Annotated in this window: 12 protein-coding genes; 8 read left to right on the top strand and 4 right to left on the bottom strand. The window is 67.5% G+C overall.

Features of this window, described 5'->3' with window-relative positions; translation table 11 throughout:
* Positions 1-8: 8 nt before the first annotated feature.
* Positions 9-575, bottom strand: a complete 567-nt coding sequence (locus ACWF4Z_RS23350; RefSeq protein ID WP_452245235.1) for a TetR/AcrR family transcriptional regulator — start codon at positions 573-575, stop codon at positions 9-11.
* A 120-nt stretch (positions 576-695) separates the two neighbouring features.
* On the opposite strand from ACWF4Z_RS23350, the gene ACWF4Z_RS23345 reads away from it, so the two are divergent.
* The 4 genes from ACWF4Z_RS23345 (at position 696) to ACWF4Z_RS23330 (ending at position 4582) form a co-directional block, all read left to right on the top strand.
* Positions 696-1613: an SDR family NAD(P)-dependent oxidoreductase gene (locus ACWF4Z_RS23345; protein WP_452245234.1), complete on the top strand. Its 918-nt coding sequence runs from the start codon at positions 696-698 to the stop codon at positions 1611-1613.
* 80 nt (positions 1614-1693) lie between these two features.
* A complete protein-coding gene (locus ACWF4Z_RS23340) occupies positions 1694-2824 on the top strand; it encodes a lipid II:glycine glycyltransferase FemX (RefSeq protein WP_452245233.1) in 1131 nt (376 codons plus the stop codon).
* A 4-nt stretch (positions 2825-2828) separates the two neighbouring features.
* Entirely contained in the window at positions 2829-3830 is a 1002-nt protein-coding gene (locus ACWF4Z_RS23335; RefSeq protein ID WP_452245232.1) for an alanine racemase, read from the top strand.
* A 41-nt stretch (positions 3831-3871) separates the two neighbouring features.
* A complete protein-coding gene (locus ACWF4Z_RS23330) occupies positions 3872-4582 on the top strand; it encodes a methyltransferase domain-containing protein (protein ID WP_452245231.1) in 711 nt (236 codons plus the stop codon).
* On the opposite strand, the gene ACWF4Z_RS23325 is transcribed toward ACWF4Z_RS23330, so the two are convergent.
* A complete protein-coding gene (locus ACWF4Z_RS23325; protein WP_452245230.1) occupies positions 4579-5733 on the bottom strand; it encodes an NAD-dependent epimerase/dehydratase family protein in 1155 nt (384 codons plus the stop codon). The genes ACWF4Z_RS23330 and ACWF4Z_RS23325 overlap by 4 nt on opposite strands.
* 153 nt (positions 5734-5886) lie before the next feature.
* On the opposite strand from ACWF4Z_RS23325, the gene ACWF4Z_RS23320 reads away from it, so the two are divergent.
* Both ACWF4Z_RS23320 and ACWF4Z_RS23315 read left to right on the top strand, forming a co-directional pair.
* Positions 5887-6615, top strand: coding sequence for a class I SAM-dependent methyltransferase (locus ACWF4Z_RS23320; RefSeq protein WP_452245229.1), 729 nt, complete (start codon positions 5887-5889; stop codon positions 6613-6615).
* On the top strand, positions 6612-7076 hold the full coding sequence (locus ACWF4Z_RS23315; RefSeq protein ID WP_452245228.1) for a GtrA family protein: 465 nt from the start codon (positions 6612-6614) through the stop codon (positions 7074-7076). Before ACWF4Z_RS23320 ends, ACWF4Z_RS23315 begins: the two co-directional genes overlap by 4 nt.
* Here ACWF4Z_RS23315 and ACWF4Z_RS23310 read toward each other — a convergent pair.
* Together ACWF4Z_RS23310 and ACWF4Z_RS23305 are read right to left on the bottom strand one after the other, a co-directional pair.
* Positions 6988-9198: a glycosyltransferase family 2 protein gene (locus tag ACWF4Z_RS23310; protein ID WP_452245227.1), complete on the bottom strand. Its 2211-nt coding sequence runs from the start codon at positions 9196-9198 to the stop codon at positions 6988-6990. The genes ACWF4Z_RS23315 and ACWF4Z_RS23310 overlap by 89 nt on opposite strands.
* Positions 9195-10094, bottom strand: a complete 900-nt coding sequence (locus ACWF4Z_RS23305; RefSeq protein ID WP_452245226.1) for an NAD-dependent epimerase/dehydratase family protein — start codon at positions 10092-10094, stop codon at positions 9195-9197. Before ACWF4Z_RS23305 ends, ACWF4Z_RS23310 begins: the two co-directional genes overlap by 4 nt.
* Before the next feature lie 78 nt (positions 10095-10172).
* Between ACWF4Z_RS23305 and ACWF4Z_RS23300 the strand changes: the two genes are divergently transcribed.
* Together ACWF4Z_RS23300 and ACWF4Z_RS23295 are read left to right on the top strand one after the other, a co-directional pair.
* A complete protein-coding gene (locus tag ACWF4Z_RS23300; protein WP_452245225.1) occupies positions 10173-10631 on the top strand; it encodes a hypothetical protein in 459 nt (152 codons plus the stop codon).
* A 248-nt stretch (positions 10632-10879) separates the two neighbouring features.
* Positions 10880-14845: a GH92 family glycosyl hydrolase gene (locus ACWF4Z_RS23295; protein ID WP_452245224.1), complete on the top strand. Its 3966-nt coding sequence runs from the start codon at positions 10880-10882 to the stop codon at positions 14843-14845.
* Positions 14846-14850: the final 5 nt, after the last annotated feature.

Genomic DNA, 14850 nt, shown 5'->3' with positions numbered 1-14850 from the left:
CCGCCCGCTCACGCGCGGTAGCGGAGGCCGTCCATGAGGAGGTCCAGGGCGCGGTCAGCTTGGGCTCGGTCTTTGCCGGTGGCGAGGGCGATGCCGCTGACGTTGGTCAGCAGGTCCTCGGCGGTGACGTCGGTGCGCAACTCACCGGAGGCGGCGCCGGCCGCGAGAAGGGGATTGATCGCGCCTTTCAGCAGCTCGAGGCTTTGCGCGTACGGATTGGCGCCCGACGCGATCACGGCGCGGAGTGCGTCGGCCATCCCCAGCTTGCGGGTCATGTAGTCGACGAAACGACCCAGCCAGGCACGCATCGCGTCGGCGGGAGGCATCGAGTCGAGCAGCTCGGGCGCGGCGTCACACACCTGCGCCAGCTCGTTGCGGTACGCCGCCTCGATCAGCAGCTCGCGGGTGGGGAAGTGGCGGTACAGCGTGCCGATACCGACACCGGCGTTCTTCGCGATCCCCTCCAGCGTCGTCTCGAGGCCGCAGGTCGAGAAGGCATACGCCGCCGCGACCAGGATCTGCTCGCGATTGCGCTGGGCGTCCGCGCGCAGCGGACGCTCACTCGTACTGGACATGTCCGCTCCCTCCCGAGCCCACAATTTAGCGGACTTGATAATCGGAGGTGCCTCCGTTTAACTGGGCGGTACCGGAGGATCCTCCGGTTAAGCGTAGCTCGCAGAACAGGAAGTGCCCTGATGAGCAGGATCACCACCCCCTTCACCCGGGAATCCACCGCTGCCGAGGTCATCGACGGCGTCGACCTCACCGGCCGGCGCGCGGTCGTGACCGGCGGCGCTTCGGGCATCGGCGTCGAGACCGTCCGTGCGCTGGCCGCGGCCGGCGCCGAGGTCACCCTCGCCGCCCGCAACACCGCCGCCGGCGAGCGCGTCGCGGCGGACATCATCGAAACCACCGGCAACAGCCACGTGTTCGTCGCGCCGCTCGAGCTCGCGGACCGCGCGTCGGTCCGGGCGTTCGCCGCCGGCTGGGACGGCCCGCTGCACATCCTGGTGAACAACGCCGGCGTGATGGCCGAGCCACTCACCCGTACGCCGGAGGGTTGGGAGCACCAGTTCGCCACCAACCACCTCGGGCACTTCGGCCTGGCAATCGGTCTGTACGACGCTCTCGCTGCCGCCGGTGATGCCCGGATCGTCTCGGTCAGCTCGAGCGCGCACCTGCGTTCGGACGTGCACTTCGACGACATCCAGTTCGATCACCGGCCGTACGACCCGTGGTCGGCGTACGGGCAGTCGAAGACCGCCAACGTGCTGTTCGCGGTCGAGGGCGCCAAGCGCTGGGCGAGCGAGGGCATCGTGATCAATGCACTGATGCCCGGTGGCATCAGAACCGCCCTGCAGCGCCATCTGTCGCCGGAAGTGCAGGCGGATTGGGACAAGTACCCGTGGAAGACAACCGAGCAAGGCGCCTCCACTTCGGTGCTGCTGGCCGCGTCGCCACTGGTCAGCGGTGTGACCGGAAAATACTTCGAGGACAACAACGAAGCGCTCCCTGCCACGGGCGACGAGTCCAGGGGCGTTGCGTCGTACGCACTCGACCCGGAGGCGGCCACGCGGCTGTGGGACGTGTCACTCGAACTTCTTGGCCACTGAGAACGTCGTGCCCCCGGAGGTTTGATCAGGTCACCGGCTCGGCTACGCCTGAGGGCTTCGGGCCGGTAACCTGACCGACCGTGAGTGACTTGAGCATCCGGACCATCTCCGCCGACGAGCACGCGGCGTTCATCGCCGCGCAACCGTCGGCCAGCTTCCTGCAGACCCCGGGGTGGGCAGGCGTCAAGAAAGAGTGGAAGGCGGAGTCACTCGGTTGGTACGACCCGGCGGTCTCGTCGGAGCTGATCGGCGCCGGCCTGGTCCTCTACCGCCAGATGCCCAAGGTGAAGCGGTATCTGGCGTACCTCCCCCAGGGCCCGGTGATCGACTGGGACGCGATCGACCTCGGCCGGTACCTGCGCCCGCTCTCGGCGCTGATGCAGGAGCGCGGCGCCTTCGGTATCCGGATGGGTCCGCCGGTCGCGGCCCGGCGCTGGGGCCCGAAGGCGATCAAGGACGCGATCGCCGGCGGTCAGCAGCCGAAGCTCGGCGACGTCCGGCCGGATGTGATCGAGCCGTCCGGTGAGATCGTGACGTCGCAGCTGCGCAAGCTCGGCTGGAAGCCGCCACGGGTCGGCGAGGGATTCGCCGCCGGGCAACCGCAGTACGTCTTCCAGCTCCCGTTGGCCGGCCGCAGCCTGGACGACCTGCTGAAGGGTATGAACCAGCAGTGGCGTCGCAACATCAAGAAGGCGGAGAAGGCCGGCGTCGAGGTGACGCTGGGCGGGCCGGAGGACCTCAAGGCGTTCCACCAGCTGTACGTCGAGACCGCGCAGCGGGACCACTTCACGCCGCGCGGGCTGCCGTACTTCGAGCAGATGTACGCGGCGATGACGAACCAGCCGGCCGATTGCTGCGACTTCCGGCTCTACAACGCCTACCACGAAGGCGATCTGGTCGCGTCGACGATCTGGATCCAGGTCGGCGAACACTCCTGGTACTCCTACGGGGCCAGTTCGACCGCGAAGCGTGACGTCCGTGGATCGAACGCGGTCCAGTGGAGGATGATGTCGGACGCACTCGCCGCGGGCGCGTCCGTGTACGACCTACGGGGCATCACCGACACCTTGGACCCGAACGACCCGCATGTCGGGTTGATCCAGTTCAAGGTCGGCACCGGCGGCGAGGCCGTCGAATACGTCGGTGAGTGGGATCTGCCGTTGAACAAGGCGCTCTACACCGCATTCGACCTCTACATGAGACGGCGTTGACACCATGCCCCTAGTCCTGCACGTCGATTCCGATCGATGGCGTGATCACCTGCGGTCCACCTGGACCCCCGATATCGTCCCGGTCGCGAAGGGCAACGGGTACGGGTTCGGCAACCAACGGCTGTTGGCCGAGTCGCGCGCGCTCGGCGCGCGTACCGTTGCTGTCGGCACCTATTTCGAGGTGCCACCGGATCCGCGTGAGGACGTCGTCGTACTGTCGCCGTGGCGGCCGTTCCTGGAGATCCCGTCGAGCAAGAACGTGATCCACACGGTCAGCCGGCTCGCCGACCTGGTCTCGATCCCGGCCGGGAGCAGGGTGCTGATCGAGGTGATGACCTCGATGCGGCGGCACGGGATCGGCGCCCGCGAGCTGCGGCACACGATGCTGCTGAACGCGCTCGACCGGATCAGGTTCGAGGGCTGGTCGCTGCACTTCCCGATGGGCGCCGGCGGTACGTCGGCCAACCTCCGCGAGGCGCAGCAGTTGGCGAAAGCGGCGATCGACGTACGCAAGGGTGCGTTGTGGGTGTCGCACGTACCGGCGCAGAAGCTGGGCGACATCGGCGAGAACGTGCGGCTCCGGATGGGCACCGGGCTCTGGCTCGGCGACCGTGGCGCGTTGACGGTCCGGGCGACCGTGCTCGATGTGCACTCGGTGCGCCGCGGTGAGCGCGTCGGCTACCGGCAGCGCCGGGTCAACGGCGACGGCCACATCCTCGTCGTCTCCGGCGGCACGGCCCACGGCGTCGGCCTGGAGGCGCCGACCGCCGCCGCGACCGTCCGTCAGCGCGCGATCGCGATGGCCAAGGGCAGCCTGGACGCGGCCGGCATGGCGCTGTCGCCCTTCACCATCGAGACCAAGCAGCGCTGGTTCGCCGAGCCGCCGCACATGCAGGCCAGCATGCTGTTCCTGCCGTCGTCCGTGGCACCCCCCGCAGTCGGCGACACCGTCGGCGTCGACGTCCGCTTCACCACGACCCTCTTCGACAAGGTGTCCATGGACTAGTGCCTTGACCTCAGGTGGACCTGAGGTTGCAGCGTGTAGGTATGGGCTTTCTGGAGCGGCCCGGGGCTGCGGAGCTTCGGGCGGAGTCGTACCGGTTGCTGGCGCTGAAGCGGGGCGCCAGCTGCGTGGATGTGGGTTGCGGTGCCGGACGTGCGGTCGCCGAGTTGGCGGCCAAGGGCCTGAAGGTGACTGGCGTGGACGCGGACGTGGACGCCATCACCGCCGCCCGTGAGCGCGCGCCGGGGGCGATGTTTCACGTGGCACGCTCCGATGACCTGCCGCTGGAGGACGAGTCGATGGACGGCTACCGAGCGGTCCGCCTCTTCCACCTGCTCGAGGACCCGCTCCCGACCGTCGCGGAGGCATGGCGCGTGCTCCGGCCCGGTGGTCGGGTCGTGCTCGGCGGCCAGGACTACGGCTTCCTGCTCGTGGACAGCACCGACCAGGACCTGACCGACGTAGTCCTGCTCGGCCTCGAATCACGGTCGGTCTCTCCCCGCGCGGCGCGCAGTCTCCGCGACAACCTCCTGGATACGGGCTTCCACGAGGTCGAGGTCGTCGTACGCACGGAAGTCGTGACCGACCACGCGGTCATGGCCCAGCAGCTGAAGACCGCCGCCGCGGCCGCGGTCGACAAGGCCTTGATCACGCAGGACGACGCCGACAGCTGGCTGCACGACCAAGCCACCCGAGGCCGCCAGAACCGCTTCCTCGCCGTCCTCCCCACCCTTCTCGTCGGTGGGCGCCGCTAGCGCTTCAGCTGGCCTTGCCAGCGGACGGTGGGGAGTAGGGCGGCTGGGTCGACACGATCCTTGTTGGCGGCAACGATGTCGAACATCGTGTCGATCAGGGTGTCCGACAACAGGTGCGGCTGGAGGCCGAGGCCGACCAGGCCGGTGTGCTTGACGTTGTAGTAGTGCTCGGCCTGCTCGACGCGCGGGTTCTCCAGGTGCTCGACCTGGACCGGGCCGGGGAAGCACTCCGCGACCTTCTCCGCGATCTGCGCGACCGAGTAGCTCTCGGTCATCTGGTTGAAGACGCGGAACTCGCCGGCGTCGGCCGGGTTCTCGACCGCGAGCCGGATGCACTCGACGGTGTCCCGGATGTCCAGCAGGCCACGGGTTTGACGGCCGGTCCCGTAGACCGTCAGCGGCTCGCCGAGCACGGCCTGGATGACGAACCGGTTGAGCACGGTGCCGAAGACGGCGTCGTAGTCGAACCGTGTCGCCAGCCGCTCGTCGCGCACGGTCTGGTCGGTCTGCTGCCCGTAAACCACGCCCTGGTTGAGATCCGTGACGCGCAGACCCCAGATCCGGCACCCGAACTCGAGGTTGTGCGAGTCGTGCACCTTGCTCAGGTGATAGAACGACCCCGGCTTCTTCGGGTAGAGCATCCGGTCCTTGCGACCGTTGTGCTCGATCTCCAGCCAGCCTTCCTCGATGTCGATGTTCGGCGTGCCGTACTCGCCCATCGTGCCCAGCTTGACCAGGTGGATGTCCGGGTTCGTCTCGGCGACGGCGTACATCAGGTTCAGCGTGCCGACCACGTTGTTGTGCTGGGTGTAGACCGCATGCTTGCGGTCGATCATCGAGTACGGCGCCGCCCGCTGCTCGGCGAAGTGCACGATCGCGTCGGGCTCGAACTCAGTGAGCACGTGGTAGACGAAGTCGGCGTCCAGCAGGTCCCCGACGTACGACGCGATCCGCCGGCCGGAGACCTCCTCCCAGGCCGCGACCCGGCTGCCGAGCTCCTGGATCGGCACCAGGCTCTGCACTCCCAACTCGGTGTCGTAGCCACGACGGGCGAAGTTGTCGAGCACCGCGATGTCATGTCCGCAGTCGGACAGGTGGAGTGCGGTCGGCCACCCAAGGTAACCATCACCACCGAGGACCAGTACACGCACGAGGGGTTCCGCCTTCGGAGTCGAGGAAAGTTGCCGTTGTACCTGTTCCTATCCCCTCGCGAACCAAACCTAACGTGATCAGCTCCACTTGGACGGCTAAGAATTTGCTGGCAATCCGTCCCACCAGTCACGCCTCGGTGCTTAGAGGGCAGAATGACCAGAGTGCAGGAACATTCCGGAGCCTTCAGCGACGCGACCGGGCGCGACCTCGAGTCGGGTGGTGCCAATCAGCCCAGGTACCGCCGCTACCAGCACGACCTGATCGCGCCGCACTGCGGCCGTACGGTGCTGGAGGTCGGCGCGGGCCTGGGCGAATTCGCTGCAGGGTTCACCGGTATGGACCGGTTGGTGCTCACCGACGCGGATCCGGACGCGGTCGAGTTGCTGGCCGAGCGTTTCGCCGATCGTCCCGAGGTGGAAGCCCGCCAACTCGCGCTCGGTGGTGAGTTGAGCCTGGACAAACCGGTCGATTCGGTGATCGCGATCAACGTTCTCGAGCACATCGAGGACGACGCGGCAGCGCTGAAATCGCTGGCTGGATTGGTGATCCCGGGCGGCACGATCGTGCTGTGGGTGCCCGGCTACCAACAGTTGTACGGCGAGTTCGACCGGCGCGTCGGGCACTTCCGGCGCTATACCCCGGCCACTCTCCGCGACGCGTTCGACCGGGCCGGCCTGCGGGTCGAGGTGGCCAAGCCGGTGAACCTGCTGGGCGGAATCGCTTGGTGGGCAGCGGTTCGGCGCGGTGGCAGCACCAAGCCGAACCCTCGGCTCGTCGCGATCTACGACCGCTTCGTGGTCCCGGTGACTCGCGCGATGGAGTCGATCGTGCCGGTGCCCTTCGGACAAACAGTTCTCGGCGTGGCTCGGGTACCGGGATGAAGCTTCCGCGGATCCGCTTGTTGCTCTGGGCAAAGTATTCGGCGTCGTCGGTGATCGCCGGGGTGATCAGCGAGCTGGCGTTCGTGCTCTGCTACTGGATCGGCACCCGGCCGGTCTGGGCCAGCGTGATCGCGTTCCTCGCCGGTGCCCTGCCGAACTACGTGCTGAACCGGCGCTGGGCCTGGGGCCGCACCGGTCGCGCCGACCGCACCCGCGAGCTGTTGCCGTACGCAATCATCGTGGTAGTCACCGCACTCGCGGCGGCGCTGGTGACGAGCGCGACCGACCACTGGTTGCGGGGTTGGACCGATTCGCACTTCTGGCAGACAGTCCTCGTCAGCATGGCGTTCCTCGGGACCTACGGCGTGATGTTCATCCTGAAGTTCGTGCTGTTCGACCGCTTCGTGTTCGCCAAGCCGGCCGCCGCAGTACGTACTCCCGCCACCACGTCCCAGTCATGACCCTGGCGTAGTTCGCGCCGTACACGAGGCCTGGGCCCTTCTTGCTGCTCCCGTCGCCGCGGCGGCGCATCGTCATCGGCAGCTCGACCACTCGGGCTCCGCTGGCCAGGACACCGAGCAACAACTCCGACGACTGGTACTGCGGCTCCCGGAGGGTGACCGAAGACGCCAACGCGGCTCGCATCGCCCGGAACCCGAACGACGTGTCGGTCAGCTTCCGCCGGGTCAGAATCGACGCCAGTACAGCGAAAACCCGGACACCGACCCACCGCAGGCGACTGTCCGCGTCCTCCTGGCCGAGCCGGCGCGAGCCGGTCACGAAGTCGGCCCGGCCCTCCAGGATCGGTGCGAGCAGGACCGGCAGCTCGTCGTTGTCGTACTGCCCGTCCGCGTCCGTGGTTGCGACGTACTGCGCTCCGCCCTGTCCGGCGATCTGGTAGCCGAGCCGTAGCGCGGCACCCTGGCCACGGTTGACCGGGGCAACACACACATAGGCGCCGTGCTCGGCTGCGACCTCGGCGGTGTTGTCCTCGGCGCCGTCGACCACGACCAGCACGTCGACCGGGAGGCCGGCGCAGGTCTTCGGCATGTTCTCCAGAACCGCGCCGATGCCGCCGGCTTCGTTGTAGGCGGCAATGACCACGACCAGCGGCGCGAACGCCGGATCGCCGTGACGCGCACGCAGATCGTCCAGAGCGGCCGAGTCGGCCTTGTCCGGGTACGCCCCCAGCGGTGGCCGCTGCTGGCTCCGCCCGAGCAGAGCGGTCAGGCCGAGCGCGCCTGCGAACGGGAACAAGACCAGACCGGGCAACTGATACCGCCACGAGAACTCGAACGCCGCGGACCCCAGCAGCAGGATCACCGCCGACGCTGCCGGCAACAGCGCGGCCGAGCGGAGACGTGACGTCTTAGCGCGGCCGAGCCCAAAGGCTGCGGCAAAGGCGATCAGTCCGGCGAGACCGAGTAGCAGACCGGACGTGTAACCGCCGTGCAGTTGGTACGCCCTCAGGATCTTGGCAGGTCCAGTGTTCACGTGCGGCTCGGTGCCACCCCACTCCACCGCGGCCGGGGCGGTGTTGGGATCGCTCAGGTTCGGATAGGTGAGCTGGAACTGCCAGCGGTCCAGCGGCACGTCATCCGGGGACGTGGTCCGGGTGGGCGCGAAGCCTTTGAAGAAGTCCTTGAGTGCGGCCCAGGTGACGTCGAGTGGCTGGTGCCGGATGACGAGCATGCTGAACTCGGTGGCCAGCTGCTGCTTCGTCGTACCGGGTGGAAGCGGTCCGGGCCAGTTCGGATCGCCGTAGTGGTCGTGGGCGTACTTGTCGACGCCTAGTCGCTGTCCAAGCGGCTCCTTGGGGCAGAAGAGCCGGGTCCCGGCGTTCAGCGGAAGTTTGGCGCAGTTGGCGACCACCGCGGTCCGGCCGTAGAGCACCTGGTTCTCGGCGCCGGAAAAGCCCCACCGGCCGGTCGAGTGATGGAAGTACGTCGCATAGCCACCCAACGCGACAGCGAACACCGCCACGACCGCTGCGCAGCGTCCGACCAGCAGGCGCCAGTTGGTGCGCCACGCCGAGCCGACCACGATCAGATAGATGACGACACCCAGGACCAGCGTGATGCCGATCGTGCGCAGGATGAACGCGGCACCGAGGATCAGACCGGCGCCGGCCGCGCGCTTCCAGCCCGGTGCGCCCCAGCCGAGGAGCAACCAGAGCAGCCCGACCAGCAGTACGTCGAAGAGGGTTTCGGCCATGATGTTCTGCTCGATCTGCACCTGGTACGCATCCAGAAGCAGCGGTGCGGCCGCCAAAGCGGACAGCCAGCGGTATGCGCCGAGCCGGCGGGCCAGTGCGTAGATCGCTACGCCCAGGGCCAGGCCGAAGAGGTGCTGCAGGATGACGACGAACGTCACGCCGCCGAGTGCGACCAGGGGCCTCAGGAACAGCGAGTAGCCGATCGGGTTGAGCTGGTCGGGCTTCAGCTCGTGCATGTTCTCGAGGTAGTGGACCGAGTCGACGTAGAGGATCGCCGGTTGGTACGCGACGGTCGCGAGGATCCGTAGCGCGGCGCCCAGCACGAGCAGGGCGACGAGCAGCCAGTGCTTCCGCAGGTACGCGATCACTGGTCTTTGAAGTACTGCCAGGTGCGAGCCAACCCGTCCGCCAGCGACACCGTCGGCGCGTAGCCGAGGTCGTTGGTGATGTCGACGACGACCGCCGGCATTTCACCGGCCGGTGCCTCGATGTGCTCGGCCGGCAGCGGAGCACCCGTGACCGCGCGCACGGTGTCGATCATCTCCAGCACCGAGACCGACGTACCCGATCCGATGATCGTGCGACCGTCGTACCGCTTGTCGAGCGCCAGCAGGATCCCGGCGACCACGTCGTCGATGAAGACCAGGTCGCGGCGCTGCTTGCCGTCGCCGTGGACCCGGACACCCTCGCCCGTCAGGGCCGCTCGCATCATCCGCGGCACGAAGCTGTCCTTGTGCGACATCCCCGGCCCGTAGACGTTGGTGAACCGTAGCGCGGCGGTGGCCATGCCGTAGCTGCCGGAGTACGCCGAGAGCAGCATCTCGCAGGCCGCCTTGGTCGCGCCGTACGGCGTCAACGGCCGCAGCGGCAGCTCCGTGGTGATGGTCGACGTACCGACGTCACCGACTACCGCGTTGGTCGAGGCGAGCACGAACCGGTCGACACCGCTGCCTCGCGACAACTCCAGCAGCACCTGAGTGATCGTTACATTCTGTGCGAACGTCTGCATCGGAGCGTGCACGGACTTGAGCACCGACGTCAGTGCGGCCAGATGCACCACCGCAGTCGGTCGCGTCTCGAATGCGGCCACGCAGGTCTCCTGCTCGGCCAGATCACCGGTCACCACGTGGACACCCTCGTCCCAGGCGACCCTCGGCGGCTCCCGATCCACTGCCGTTACAGCAACCCCACGCCGCCGCAACGCAGCCACCACCGCCCGCCCGATAAACCCGGCCGCCCCCGTGACCAGCACCCTTTCGTCCATGATCGAAACCTACCTGCGATCACCAGACCCTGAACCACCCCGGTGCTGTAATCGGAGCCCAGCACGGAAGGAGCCGCCATGGAGACGTCGCCCGAGGGAAACAACGACCTGCGGGGTGCCGGCCTGGACCACTGGGCGGGTACGGCGAACCGGCAGGCCCATCCGCGCAGCGACTTCGCGAAGCCCGCGCCGTGGCTCGACGACCTGGTCGCGCTCGCCGCGAGTGGGCCGGATGGAAGAGCCGACGCGATCGCCGGCATGGTGGAGAAGCTGAGGCTCGAGAACGATCCCGACTCGCTCGCCGTCGACAGCGGGCAGGCCGAGCCGTACCTCGCCGAGACGCGGGAGGCGGGCATCGGCCGCTGGCTGGACCAGCAGGTCGAGGACGCCGGTCTGGGCAACCGTCCACCGGAGGATGCGCTCAAGTGGCTCGCGCCGGGGACCGGGACCCAGGTGACCTCGGACGGTGCCCGGACGGCTCCGGCGGTGACACAGCACGGTGCCGCCAGAGACCGTGGTGGGATGCGTTCGCAGTAAGCCGTTGGGCGATTGGTTCGGACACACGGGCGGACGGTGTGTGGCGAAGTCTTGACCGCGGGTGATGATGATGGGCAGGATCGCCCCGGGCGCGGGCTGACAACCTTGTCATCGGGGCCGCGCAAACCCTGCCGGTGGACAGCTCGCGCTGTCGCGCCGGTCCGGCCGTGCAAGGAGCGTGGATGAAACTCCGCCGCCCACTGGGGCTCGTCGCGTCTCTAGGTTTAGTTGTGACAATGTCGCCTGTTATGACGTCAGCGCATGCCGTCCCTTCGTCCTCCGACGCCCCTGCACAACCGGTGGTGTCCGGGGCCCCGTACTACACCTCGTTCGAGCCGGGGCAGCCGCAGCCCGGCTACACCGATGCCGTCGAGACCGGCCCGGACGGGAAGCCGCGCACCGACGGGGTGCAGGGACCGACGCCGACCGGTGTCGGCGGCAGTGAGATGGACAAGGTCACCAAGGTGACCGCGAACGGCGAGAACACCGGTGGCGGCGAGATTGCCACCAACGCGGCCGACGGTGACAAGTTCACCAAGTGGCTCGTGTTCCAGCCGACCGGCTGGCTCGTCTACGAGACCTCGGCGCCGGTCGTGATTCGCAAGTACGCGTTGACCTCGGCGAACGACGCCGACGGCCGCGACCCGAAGAACTGGACCTTCTCCGGTTCGAACGACGGCAGCACCTGGACCGCCCTGGACACCCAGACCGGCCAGGACTTCCCGAATCGGTTCCAGACCAAGGAGTACAGCTTCACCAACGAGACGGCGTACAAGTTCTTCAAGCTGGACGTCACGCTGAACCACGGCGACGGCATCGTCCAACTCGCCGACCTGTACCTCTCGAACGGCGCACCGCTGCCGCCACCCGGCCCGGTCGCCGAATCGCGACTGGACTCCGGCCCGACCAGCGCCTACAACGCCCGTGCGCGCGTCGGCTTCACCGGCGTCAAGTCGTTCCGGTACGCCGGTCACCAGACCACCGAGGGCCGCGGGTACTCCTGGAACAAGATCGCCGACGTGGATCTGAAGGTCGGCAAGGACACCCGGCTGTCGTACAAGATCTTCCCCGAGTTCATCGAGGGCGATCTCAGCTACCCGAGCACGTACGCGGCGATCGACCTGGCCTTCTCCGACGGGACGTACCTGAGCGACCTGAAGGCGAAGGACAACCACGGCTTCCGGCTCAGCCCGCGCGGTCAAGGCGATGCCAAGGGCCTGTCGACGAACCAGTGGAACAACATCGAGGCCGACCTCGGCGCGGTGGCCAAGGGCAAGACGGTCACGCGGATCCTGATCGGGTACGACAAGCCGTCCGGTCCGGCCGAGTTCCGCGGCTGGGTCGACGACGTACGGATCGCGGCCGCCATCAACCCTGACCGCGTGGCCCAGAAGACCGCGGCCAAGCACCCGTCGGACCTCGCCCTCACCACCCGGGGCACGAACGCGACCGGCGGCTTCTCACGAGGGAACAACTTCCCGGCAACCGCCGTACCGCACGGCTTCAACTTCTGGACTCCGGTCACCAACGCCGGCTCCACGTCCTGGCTGTACGACTACGCCAAGGGCAACAACGAGGCCAACAAGCCGACCATGCAGGCGCTGTCGATCAGTCACGAGCCCAGCCCGTGGATGGGTGACCGGCAGACCTTCCAGGTGATGCCGTCGACAGCGGCGACCCCGACCGCGGACCGCACCGCGCGAGCCTGGTCGTTCAGTCACGACAACGAGGTCGCTCGGCCGTACTACTACGGCGTCACGTTCGACAACGGCAACGCTGCCGAGATCGCGCCGACCGACCACGCGGCGATGCTGCGGTTCAGCTTCCCGGCCGGCAACCCGTCGCTGATCTTCGACAACGTCAGCAACAGCGGCGGTCTGACGCTCGACCCGGCGACCGGCGTGGTCACCGGCTTCAGCGACATCAAGAGCGGCCTGTCCACCGGCGCCGGACGCTTGTTCGTGTACGGCGTCGTCGACCAGAAGGTGATTGCCTCCGGCAAGCTCTCGAACGGCGGCGGCGCGAACGTCGGTGGCTATTTCAGCTTCGACGCCAAGGACACCCAGGTCCAGCTGCGGATGGCGACCTCGCTGATCAGCACCGCGCAGGCGCAGAAGAACCTGGAACTCGAACTGCCGGCCGGCTCGAAGTTCGGTCAGGTGAAGGACGCCGCGCAGGCTCAGTGGGACGCCAAGCTGCGCACCATCGAGGTCGAGGGTGCGACGGCCGACCAGCTGACCACGATGTACTCGAACCTCTACCGCCTGTTCCTCTACCCGAACAACGGCTCCGAGAACACCGGCACCAAGGCCAAGCCGGTGATCCAGTACGCATCGCCGACCTCGCCGAAGGTGGGTACCGACACCCCGACCACGACCGGTTCGAAGATCGTGGCCGGCCAGACGTACGTGAACAACGGCTTCTGGGACACGTACCGGACGGTGTGGCCGGCGTACTCGCTGTTCTCCCAGGACGACGCGGCGGCGCTGGTCAACGGATTCGTCCAGCAGTACAAGGACGGCGGCTGGATCTCCCGCTGGTCCTCACCCGGTTACGCGAACCTGATGGTCGGTACGTCGTCGGACGTGGCCTTCGCGGACGCGTACCTCAAGGGAATCAAGGGTTTCTCAGACGCAGACGTCCAGGCGATTTATGCTGCGGCCGTCAAGAACGCGACCGTGGTGCCGCCGTCGGAGAACGTCGGCCGTAAGGGCATGGACCTGGCCACGTTCAACGGCTACACGGCCAACACCACCGGTGAAGGCTTCAGCTGGTCGATGGACGGCTACATCAACGACTTCGGCATCGCGAACCTGTCGAAGGCCCTGTACGACAAGGCGAAGAAGAGCGACCCGCGCAAGCAGGAGTACCTGGACAACTACAAGTACTTCATCAACCGGGCCCGCAACTACGTCACGCTGTTCGACCCGGCGATCAACTTCTTCCAGGGCAAGGGCCCGGACGGGGTCTGGGGCAACTCCCCCAGCACGTTCGACCCGCGCGACTGGGGTCACGACTACACCGAGACCAACGCGTGGAACATGGCGTTCTCGGCACCGCAGGACGGCGCCGGACTGGCCGCGATCTACGGTGGTCGCGACGGCCTGGCGAAGAAGCTCGACGAGTTCTTCAGTACGCCGGAAGACGCCCTCCACACCGGCGGGTACGGCGGCACGATCCACGAGATGCTCGAGGCACGCGACGTACGGATGGGTCAGTACGGGCACAGCAACCAGCCGTCGCACCATCTGACCTACATGTACGACTTCGCCGGGCAGCCGTGGAAGACGCAGGCGCTGGTCCGCGAGGCCGTGTCCCGGTTGTACCTGGGCTCCGAGATCGGGCAGGGCTACCCCGGTGACGAGGACAACGGCGAGATGTCGTCGTGGTACCTGTTCAGCATGCTCGGGATCTACCCGTTGCAGGTCGGGTCCCCGACGTACGCGATCGGTTCGCCGCTGTTCACCAAGGCGACGATCCGGCTGGCCGGCGGCAAGAAGCTGGTGATCAGTGCCCCGGGCAACAGTGCGAAGAACATCTATGTGAAGAGCGTTCGGGTGAACGGGAAGAAGTGGACATCGACCGCGCTTCCCCATGAGTTGATCGCCAACGGCGGCAAGATCGAGTTCGAGATGACCGACAAGCCGTCCACGTGGGGTACCGGCCGGAACGACGCCCCGCCGTCGATCACCAAGCCCGGCGAGGACCCGATGACGTGGCGGGACTCGACCTCCGACACCGGTGCGGTGACCAGCGCGGGCGGTGCGGACGTGACCGCGCTGACCGACAACGATGCCAAGACGCAGGTCACGCTCAGCGGCGCGGCCCCGACGGTCACGGTCGCCCTTCCGCAGGGCCGGCCGGTCGGCATGTACACGCTGACCAGCGGAGCCACCGGGGTCGCTCCCTCTGCATGGACGTTGGAGGGATCGAACGACGGTACGACCTGGTCCACGGTGGATCGCCGGACGGGTGAGAGTTGGGCGTGGGCGTCGTACACCCGCGCCTTCAGTGTTGCCGCACCCAAGGCGTACACGCAGTACCGCCTGGTGTTGACGCCGGCCGCAGGATCCACCGGAGTCACCCTCGCCGAGCTCGAACTCCTCGGCACCCTGAAGGGCGTCGAGCCGGGCACCCACCCGAGCGACAAGCGCGTCGCCGAGACGAAGCCGAGCCCGACACCGTCCCAGTCGATCGACCGCAACTACGGCTGATCCCC

Source organism: Kribbella sp. NPDC055071 (assembly GCF_053608045.1).
The sequence above is the reverse complement of the archived record's forward strand: the minus strand, read 5'-3'. Positions and strand labels throughout refer to the sequence as shown.